This is a genomic window from Candidatus Electrothrix sp. (assembly GCF_052785085.1).
The window spans coordinates 1-9343 of record NZ_JALAAI010000138.1; the positions used below are offsets into that span (position 1 = coordinate 1).

10 protein-coding genes and 1 pseudogene are annotated in these 9343 nt (G+C 45.4%); 4 read left to right on the forward strand and 7 right to left on the reverse strand.

The annotated features are described in order from the left end of the window. Positions 1-259 precede the first annotated feature (259 nt). The 3 genes from L2082_RS16640 to L2082_RS16650 all read right to left on the reverse strand — a co-directional run bounded on the left by L2082_RS16640 (position 260) and on the right by L2082_RS16650 (position 2833). Positions 260-532 carry an HU family DNA-binding protein gene (locus L2082_RS16640; RefSeq protein WP_446011995.1) on the reverse strand — a complete coding sequence of 91 codons (273 nt, stop codon included), beginning with the start codon at positions 530-532 and terminating at the stop codon, positions 260-262. Between the two features lie 182 nt (positions 533-714). After that, the gene (locus L2082_RS16645; RefSeq protein ID WP_446009913.1) at positions 715-1359 is read right to left on the reverse strand and encodes a response regulator; all 645 of its coding nucleotides are present in this window, start codon (positions 1357-1359) and stop codon (positions 715-717) included. Between the two features lie 13 nt (positions 1360-1372). Continuing rightward, on the reverse strand, positions 1373-2833 hold the full coding sequence (locus L2082_RS16650) for an exodeoxyribonuclease III (protein ID WP_446009912.1): 1461 nt from the start codon (positions 2831-2833) through the stop codon (positions 1373-1375). Positions 2834-3079: 246 nt separating this feature from the next. On the opposite strand from L2082_RS16650, the gene L2082_RS16655 reads away from it, so the two are divergent. The 4 genes from L2082_RS16655 (at position 3080) to L2082_RS16670 (ending at position 7303) form a co-directional block, all read left to right on the forward strand. Next, positions 3080-3811, forward strand: coding sequence for an OmpA family protein (locus L2082_RS16655; RefSeq protein ID WP_446009911.1), 732 nt, complete (start codon positions 3080-3082; stop codon positions 3809-3811). 74 nt (positions 3812-3885) lie between these two features. Further along, positions 3886-4413: a DUF2062 domain-containing protein gene (locus tag L2082_RS16660; protein WP_446011996.1), complete on the forward strand. Its 528-nt coding sequence runs from the start codon at positions 3886-3888 to the stop codon at positions 4411-4413. 50 nt (positions 4414-4463) lie between these two features. Further along, positions 4464-6344, forward strand: a complete 1881-nt coding sequence (gene recD / locus L2082_RS16665; protein ID WP_446009909.1) for an exodeoxyribonuclease V subunit alpha — start codon at positions 4464-4466, stop codon at positions 6342-6344. Positions 6345-6460: 116 nt separating this feature from the next. Then, positions 6461-7303 (forward strand): hypothetical protein, encoded by an 843-nt coding sequence (locus L2082_RS16670; RefSeq protein ID WP_446009908.1) that lies wholly within the window; start codon positions 6461-6463, stop codon positions 7301-7303. A gap of 104 nt (positions 7304-7407) precedes the next feature. Here L2082_RS16670 and L2082_RS16675 read toward each other — a convergent pair whose 3' ends face one another. From L2082_RS16675 to L2082_RS16690, 4 genes and pseudogenes are all read right to left on the reverse strand, one after another. Next, on the reverse strand, positions 7408-8274 hold the full coding sequence (locus L2082_RS16675; protein ID WP_446009907.1) for a Fic family protein: 867 nt from the start codon (positions 8272-8274) through the stop codon (positions 7408-7410). A gap of 5 nt (positions 8275-8279) precedes the next feature. Further along, positions 8280-8642: a HepT-like ribonuclease domain-containing protein gene (locus L2082_RS16680; RefSeq protein ID WP_446009906.1), complete on the reverse strand. Its 363-nt coding sequence runs from the start codon at positions 8640-8642 to the stop codon at positions 8280-8282. After that, complete coding sequence (locus tag L2082_RS16685) at positions 8635-8946, reverse strand: nucleotidyltransferase family protein (RefSeq protein ID WP_446009905.1); 312 nt, start codon at positions 8944-8946, stop codon at positions 8635-8637. The genes L2082_RS16680 and L2082_RS16685 overlap by 8 nt, the downstream gene beginning before the upstream one ends. Before the next feature lie 20 nt (positions 8947-8966). Next, positions 8967-9212: pseudogene (locus L2082_RS16690) on the reverse strand (tetratricopeptide repeat protein); the annotation flags it as partial. Between the last annotated feature and the right edge of the window lie 131 nt (positions 9213-9343).

Sequence of the window (9343 nt, forward strand, 5' to 3'; positions counted from 1 at the left end):
GATTGACAGAAGCGGGCTTTTAGCTTGTTAATTTGGTGACCGATTTTTTTGATTGGTTTTGAAAATGTCATATGTCTCTCTGTAGCTTATTGATGTGAAAATTTCATTATTACAAGAAATCAATAGCCGTGTCAATATGTTATGACATCTGTGGCTAAATTAATTTTCTGAATTCTCAATAAATACAACTCGTTCATAAAGGCCAAGCCTTAAAGTCGTGCCATTAGGGGCATGGGGTATATCAGACAATCAGATGAATCTAAGAAAATATTTGTTTCAGCCCTTGGCCGGGACAGAATTTTACACCGCGGCGTGGAGGTATCCTCACCTGCTCACCAGTCTTGGGATTGCGTCCTACGCGGGGTGCTCTGTCAATAACAGAAAAGCTGCCAAACCCAACAAGATTGATGCGCTCACCACCCTCCATAGCTCCTTTCATAGTCTCCAGTAAACCGACTAAACCACGTTCAGCATCTGCTTTACTGATATTTGCGGTCTGAGAAAGTGTCTTTACCAAATCAAGCTTATTCATTGTTTGCCCTCCAAACTGTATGTTTATTTTTTTCAACGCTCCAGCAGCCTTTCCTTGTAAAGGCAGTGGAAAAAAACAAGTAGTATGCTTTTATTTAAAGGGAAAAAAACAAAAAAACAATTGGGGGATATACCCATTTTTATATGGGTATATATACTTATTTTAAATACAACCTGCTTATATCAAAGGTTTTTGCCAAAGACATAATAATATATATGAGAATTTTTTAAAATATGATTGATCAATTCACTGGTATTCTTTTTTTGAAACTTCTTCAAGATATTGGACCGATGACGCTCCACTGTTCTTGAACTGATACAGAGCTTTTCAGCTATCTGTCTTGTGGTCAACCCTTCAACAACCAGCCGAAGAACTTCTTTCTCTCTTGAAGTAAGGTAAACTTCTTCACCCTGTTTCCAGGGAGCTTCCCGAGCAAGCTGAGGACTCACATACCCCTTTCCACGCCGTATCTCTAAGATAGCAGGCAAGAGTTCAGTGGCAGAGTCGTCTTTCAACATGTATCCGTGTGCGCCAGCTGAAAAAGCATAGGTACAGTACTGAGGATTGGAATGCATGGTCAGGACCAACACCCGTATATCAGGGTAGGATTCATGAATTTGTTCCAGGGCCTCAATCCCACAGACCTGCGGCATGGAAATATCAAGTATCACCATGTCTGGCTTATTGTCTTTCAGTACCTCAACAAGCTCATGACCATCAGAGGCCTCTGCGATCACTTCCAAATCAGCTTCCTGGGCAATTATATTTCTGATCCCGTTCCTGATCAAATAATGATCATCTGCAAGAATGATACGATACGATTCCATATTTCTCACCATGTCAAACGAATTCAATACTGACCGGACAATGATCCGATCCCAAGATATCATCATGAATTGTAGCAGAGCGAACCCGGTCCCGGCTGGCAGGGTCCACCACAAAATAGTCTATACGCCAGCCGATATTCTTGGCCCGGGCCTGAAAACGATAACTCCACCAGGTATATTGTTCAGGTTCCTGATGAAATAAACGAAAGGTATCAATATACCCGGCCCCTGTTACCTCATCCATCCAGGCCCGTTCTTCAGGACAAAAACCAGGATTTTTTATGTTCGCCTGGGGGTTGGCCAGATCAATCTCCTTATGGGCCACATTAAAATCTCCACAGAGTACCACAGATTTCTTTTTGGTCAACTGATCCATATAATGCAGGATCTCCTTATTGAAATCCTGCTTATATTGCAAGCGTTTCAGACCATGCTGGGAATTGGGAAAATAGGCCGTGATAAAATAAAAGTCATCAAATTCCAGGGTCAACACCCTGCCTTCCTGATCAAACTCTTCCTTGCCCAGGCCATAGATAACCTCATGAGGCTCTTTCCTGGTAAAGACAGCTGTGCCGGAATAACCTTTTTTTTGGGCCGGGTACCAATAGGCCTTATAACCGGGGATATTCTTGACCTCATCAGGAAGCTGGTCTGGCATGGCCTTAATTTCCTGCACAGCAAAAATCTCTGCATCAAGCTCATGGAGCACATCAAGAAAGCCAGGCTCCTTCTTTAAAGCAGCCCGCAAGCCATTGACATTCCAGGATACAAATCGAGATTTTGAAGATGATTTTTCCGGGGCTGCACCAGGAACTTTACGTGGAGTAACATTGATCTGTGGGCAATCCTGGGCAATAACACAGCGATCACAATGAGGAGCCCGGGGCTTACAGATTTCTTGACCAAAGGCAACCAGCAAAGAATTAATCGTGATCCAGTACTCCTTTGGTAGTTTTTCCCGCAGGGCCATTTCAGTCTGTAATGGTGTTTTGGTTGCAACATATCCCCAAATATTCATAATCCGATGGACATGGGTGTCCACACAGATGGCAGGTTTATGAAAGGCCACTGCCACCACCAGATTTGCTGTTTTACGGCCCACACCTGGTAACCTGATCAGTTCCTCAACTGTATCAGGAACCTGTCCGCCAAACTCTTCCTGGAGAACTGCGGGGAGGTCAGCAAGATACTTTGCCTTATTACGAAAAAAACCAACGGGGTAGATAATTTTTTCCAGCTCTTGCAAAGAAAGCTGTTCAAGATCTTCTATGGAAGCTGCCTGGGCAAAAAGTCGTTTAGCCGCAGCAGCAGTTACTTCGTCTTTCGTTCGGGCTGACAGGATGGTTGCCAGTAAGACCTTGAACGGATCTTTGGTCTGGGCTGCAATCAGGTCGACAACCGGTACCTCGTAATCAACAACTTCCTGTTCCAGAGTAGCAATGACAGATTTTATAGGAAAAACTTCTTTGTTCATTTTCTCAAGCCCCTTAATTATTTTTTCTACAATAATAACAATATAAAACTATAATCATCTATTTTGCAAGACACATTCCTCGGGATTGCAATATGTTTTTTAAAATTCCTCAGAAACAGCAGTCAGAAAGCTTCAGAGAACCTGGATTTTTCCTTGACGACCCCTGCCGGAACAAGTTAAATATACATACTAAATATATTTACCTTCTCTTTTTATATAATAATCTATCTTGTTGAGGATCCTCCCATGAACACATTCATGCCCCGCATGTTTTTTTTCACCTGTATGATACTTTCTCTTGCTCTCTCTGGCTGTGGCCCAAAAGAAATCGAACCATATCAAACAGCAACAGAAGAAACGAGTTCTGGCGGCTCAGAAATGGCAACAGCATCAACCTATCCTTTAAGCAATTATGCAACTCTTGAAGAAGAGCAACAAGAAGAAGACCAGCAAGGCGAAGACCAACAAGGCACTATATACGAAGAAAATCTGGCCGCCTTGGAAGAGGATCTTCCTCTGCCCGAAGAGGACAATACTCCTATTATAGAATCCCTGGATGCAGGCAGCGGCATTGGAGAGCAAAAACTCGGCTTTGGCAACCACGAAGACAAGTCTATCGCATACAAGAAAAAACACGGTCGCTCCTCAGAGCAATTAAGACCTATTTACTTTAATTTTGATCAGTCAAATATCCGTAACGATCAAATACCGCACATGGAGCATAACGGCGAATATTTAAAAAGCAATGTAGCCAGCAAGGTTCTTATTGAAGGTAATTGTGATGAGCAAGGAACCAATGAGTACAATCTGGCTTTGGGTGAGCGCCGGGCGATGAATGCAAAAAGATACCTGATCAAACTCGGAATAGACAGTGCCAGAATCCGCACTGTTTCCTACGGTGAGGAGCGTCCTCTTTTTACCGGTTCTGAGGAATCAGACTATGCTTATAACCGTAGAGCTGATTTTCTCCTTGAGTAAAAATTTCGCTCCACGCTCTTGCAAAGACCGGTCGGGCCTTCCCACCGGTCTTTTTTTTAAAGCACCTATGTATCTTGCCCGAAAAAAAAATTACAGTGAAACTGAATCCCCGGCGGGCCAGCCGATACTATTATCTCCGCTTTATTCGTCTCCAAGGCTCACCTTCTTCCCTTGCTATGGGATCAGCTCTCGGTGCCTCTATTGCTATCACTCCAACCCTGCCCCTGCACACGATCTGCATTATCACTGTAACGCTTCTGCTTCGGGTCAATACCCTTGCAGCTCTCCTTGCCGGGACCATTATCAGTAATCCGCTCACCTTTGCGGCCCAATACTATCTGTCCTGGAAAATCGGCAGCATCCTTTTGCCAGGACGGCTGGATTGGGATCAGCTCTATGAAGTTGTCCTGCTGGTCCGGCAATCATCCCTTATTGAGGGGGTAAAAATAATGACTCAGTTAGGCTTTGACACCATGCTGGTTCTTCAGACCGGTGGGCTCGTTTTGGCAATCCCCTTGGGCATCATCACCTATCTCATTACATTTCGCCTCTTTGTCTATCTCCAAAAGAAAAAACAGCAAAAGCATCTCCTGAACAAGTAACCTCCTCAGCCCTACACCATAGAGGCCGGAATAACACACATCTACCTTTTATGAATAAGCAGCTGCATCATGCCTGTGATTCAGGAGAAATACGGCTTCTGGATCTTCACCTCGGTTTTTTCCTGGAAAAGCAGGCAAAACGAGAGGATAAACAGCAAAAGCATCCTTCCCTTCTCCTCGCCGCAATCCTGGCCAGTGCTGCTGTGGGCAACGGGCATGTCTGCTACCCCTTACAAAAAACACCTGAGCACCCCACCCTTGCTGAGCTAATTCAGGAATACTGCCCTCATTTGCAACAATGGCGCAAAGACTTGCTCGCCACCTCTGTAGTTGGTCAACCAGGTGAAGATGCTCCTCTGATTCTTGATGAACAAAATCATCTCTACCTCTATCGATTTTTCTGCTATGAACAGTTCATTGCATCAAGCTTACATAACCGGGCTGCAGGCCAGCTTGAACTGGATCATCAGCTTGCGGCCCAACTCCTGCAACAACTTTTTCCCCAGGCTATAGCAGAGAACACAAAAAATAAAGATATTGATTTCCAGCAAATGGCTGCTGCTCTGGCTCTGATCAAACCCTTGGTGATTATTTCCGGCGGACCAGGAACCGGAAAAACCCATACCGTGGCCCGCATTCTTGCTGCTATTCAATCTCTCCAGGTCCGGCAACAACAAGGAAAAAAAAGAAAATTCCTGAAAATAGCCTTAGCTGCTCCCACGGGTAAGGCCGCAGCCCGCCTGGAAGAATCCATTCGTAAGGCCAAACTCTCTTTACCAGAAAATCTTCGTCACAATATCCCGGAACAGGCTCAGACCCTGCATCGCCTGCTGGGATCCCGACCTGGTGCAGCTACTTTCCGTTTTAACAAAGAAAACCCGCTGTACCTGGATCTGCTCATCCTTGATGAAGCCTCAATGATTGATCTGGAAATGATGGTCAATATCCTGGAAGCCCTGCCTGAAAAAACGCGGATTATCCTGCTCGGAGACCGTAACCAACTGGCCTCAGTGGAAGCAGGCAGCCTGTTCGCAGATCTCTGCGGGGATGATGGATCAAGATGGTCGCCGCAACTCTGTGCTGAGCTGGAACAGTTGACCGGTACAGCCGGACTGTTTTCCTCGCCTTCTCACAAACGAGCTGAAAATGCATCCAATAATGTTCTGTCAGATTCCCTGATCCTGCTACACACCAGTTATCGTTTTCAAAAGAACAGTGGGATAAGGGCTTTTGCTACTGCGGTGAAAAGTGGCTCTGTAGAACAGGTACAACAGGTTATGGCGACTGACTTTCCTGATGTGGAAGCAGTACAATATACAGAGATACAGAAGAAAGAATGGCTGGAAGAAAAGATTACAAAGGGATTCCAGCCCATACTCACAGCCTCCTCCCCGGAACAGGCCTTTGCCGCAATGGAAGCATTTCGTTTTCTCTGTGGCCTGCGAAAGGGGCCAGATGGCGTGCAGGGTATTAATTATCTGGTGGCTCAGGTTCTTCGCAAAAACGGACTGCTTGCCCGTCAAAAGGGAGAATGGTATCAGGGCAGACCAATAATCATTCTCCGTAATCAGTACGAGATGCAGCTTTTTAACGGAGATACCGGAATCCTCTGGCCAAATGAACAGGGACGTTTGCGGGCTTGGTTTCGACGGGCAGATAATAGCCTGACCTCAATCAGTCCGGCTCGTCTGCCTGAGCATGAGACCGCCTATGCAATGACAGTGCATAAAGCCCAGGGATCGGAATTTGATCAGGTCTTACTCCTCTTGCCTGAAGAAGAAAGCCGGGTATTCACCCAGGAACTTCTTTATACTGGTATTACACGGGCCAAAAGCAAACTCATCCTTTGTGCCTCTCTGGAAAGAATGACCACAACGGTCCAACGCAAAACCCAGCGCTTCTCCAGGTTAGCGGAAAAACTGCATGGTTAAAAAAACATAACCTGGTTTAATTTTTTGAATCAAGCTGTTGACAGATATAATTTTCACTTATACAATTGATGCTAAAAGGAGAATAGCATTTACTATAACCAGAGAGGGATACCAACATGCGTATTACAAAAACAGCTATTTTACTCAGCAGCCTATCAATACTCCTATTATTATCTGCGTGCAAACAAGCAAAGAACGAACAAACAGAAACACAGGAACCTGTGGTTTCTGTTGCAGTACCTGAAAGCAAAGAAACAGCTGCACAAACAAACGAAATGACTATACCTCAGGAAGAAATCCTGGTAAGTGATGATGATACCGATGAAAAAACCGTTAAAATAACAGGACAGGACTTTGGTTGTATTCGTGAGATGCAACCGGTTCGAGACATGTATGTCGCAAATATCCTGGGCAATATTGATGCAACCCAGGCTGTTGCCAATTCCGAGGAGGGTGGGATCTATCCTCCGGGAACCGTTATTCAGCTCGTTCCGGGAGAGGCGATGGTTAAGCGGGAACAAGGCTTTAACGCAGCAACCAACGACTGGGAATTCTTTGTCCTCAAAACCTCTTCAGAGGGTACAGAAATCGTTAGCCGAGGCGGAGAAGATGTGAAGAACGACTTTGGTCAGAATTGCCTCTCCTGCCATGCCCAGGCTGAGCCAAAATGGGATATGGTTTGTGAAACAGACCACGGTTGTGCCCCGCTTCCTATTACCAGGGATATGATTGTAGCCGTACAAAAGACTGATGAGCGCTGTGAGCCCATGGAACTTTCAGATGTTGATAAAAAAGCACTTGCAGACCTCCAGAAGCTTATAGAAACCTTTAAAGCTCAACAGAATGCGGCAGCAGATACTCCTGCAACGTCAGAAGCTGCTGCATCTGAGCCCGTAGAAGAAATCACGGAGACAGAAAAGACAGCTCCTGATGCAGAGGGAGAAGAAAACAAAGAGTAAGAAAGCAAAGCCTCAACAAGTTTTTGTAGGCCCGATACTTCCTGCTGGTATCGGGCTTTCAACTGCCTTCCCAAACCGAAGTTTAGGATCCACTGTAGTTAATCTCACCCACTGCTGTTTTTCATCTTCAAGTCCAATTTAATGGTAACCTGTTTCAGCGCATTCAGAAAAAACACCATCCAGGTATCAACACGTTCCTCGTCTGTGTTGCGTTTGCGTTGACACTCCATCAAGGCAGCATAATATCGCTCTTTTCTGTTTTCTATGATATGCTCAAAGGAAATGTACTGAATAAAGTCATAATCCATTTTAATCAGTAATAAGGTTGTTAATAATCTCGACAGCCTGCCGTTACCGTCATGAAAGGGATGGATGGACAAAAATTCATAGATAAACAGGCCAGCAACTAACAACGGATGGTATTCCAAATTCTCAAGGCACTTGTTTGTCCAGTTGAGCAGCTCCTGCATCTCTTTCTGCACTAAATACGGTTCTGTTGTATTAAAGATGACACGTTGCGTCCCGTCTGGATAGCTTGCCACCACCTTGTTGGATACTTTTTTATAGGCCCCTTTTTGCCCGCTGTCCTTGGTCGAATACCTGAGCAGCAGGGTATGCAATTGCATGAGATAATTCTCTGTCAGGTGAATGTCTTCAGCATTATCAAAAATCAGCTCAAGGACATCGTAATACCCCACCACCTCCTGTTCGTCCCGGCTCTCCAGTTTGTTCACCTTCAGGTCAGCTATGAGCTGCTCTATCTCTGCATCTGACAGGGTGGCCCCTTCAATTCGTGTTGACGAACCAATGCTTTGAATGGTTGCCATTCCTTTCAGTTCGTTAAGGAAAAGAGGATGCAGCTGCTCCAGATGTTCCCACTTCCCCCGAAACAGATCAATCTCGGCAATGAGTTGGATAATTTGCTGATTTGCTGCAAAAGCAAAATGGAGCTTTTGGTCTAATGTATTCATAGCACTCACAACCTCGGATCAACAGGCTCGCTCTCCAAAGCCAGCAACGTTTCGATTTCCTGCTGAAGAAGCGGCAGATACTTGACAATAACTCCCCAGACGATTGCGTCATCAATCTTGTCATAGCCGTGAATTACCCTGTTACGCATTGAGATAATCTGCATTTTGTGTGATACGGAGATATTCGGATCTCTTTTGTTTATCCTGTTCATTGCCTCCCCAATGATCTCAAACTCCCTCTCCACAGCCCGGCGTAGCATCTTGTTGTCAAGATACAGGTTGAAGTCCCTTTTTTCACCGAGGTAGCTGAAAATGGAGGTGATAGCTTCATGGATGTCGTAAAGATATTTTTTGATCTGTTCATCCATAAATCTTTACCTTTGTTGTATTGACAGCCTTGATGAAAAAGGGATTTGCCAGGGAATTTTCTGTGACCAGATCGACCTTGCGCTGAAAGAGCTGTTCGAACTCCTCGGCAAGGAGGAAGAAATTGTCGGCATAGTCGCCGTAATCCATCGGTTCAAAGGCGATGAGCAGATCAATGTCGCTTGTGGGGGAGAAACGGTCTGTGCAGACCGAGCCGAAGGCGAAGGCTGATTTGACCTTGCGGTGGGTACACAGGGTTTTGATCTTGTCGATGTTGTCGGTGATAATCGGGTGTATTCTGGGCATGGTTGTGTGTGGTTCGGTTGCTACTGCTTGGTCATTTTTTGTTTAAGGAGGTCGTAGTTGGCTTGCAAGGTATCAAGGTTCGGATGGTCATCAGGGGATTTCTTTTTCATGATAGCAATAGCATGTCGGTACAGCGGCTCTGCCTCCTCGTAGTGACCCTGTATTTGATATAATCCGGCCAGATTATTCAAGGACGTCGCTACCTTTGAATGCTCTTTGCCAAGTGACTTTTCCCAAATTTCCAGCGTACGCTTGTAGTACGGCTCCGCTGTAACCGTTCAGACCCCTCTCATTTTTTTTACGCAGCAAGAGGCAGAGGAGGCACATCCAGCCCCTGGCGCCGAGCCGTGATAACCTCAGCGAGATATTTCCACGGACAGGCGTTGCGCTTCCTACA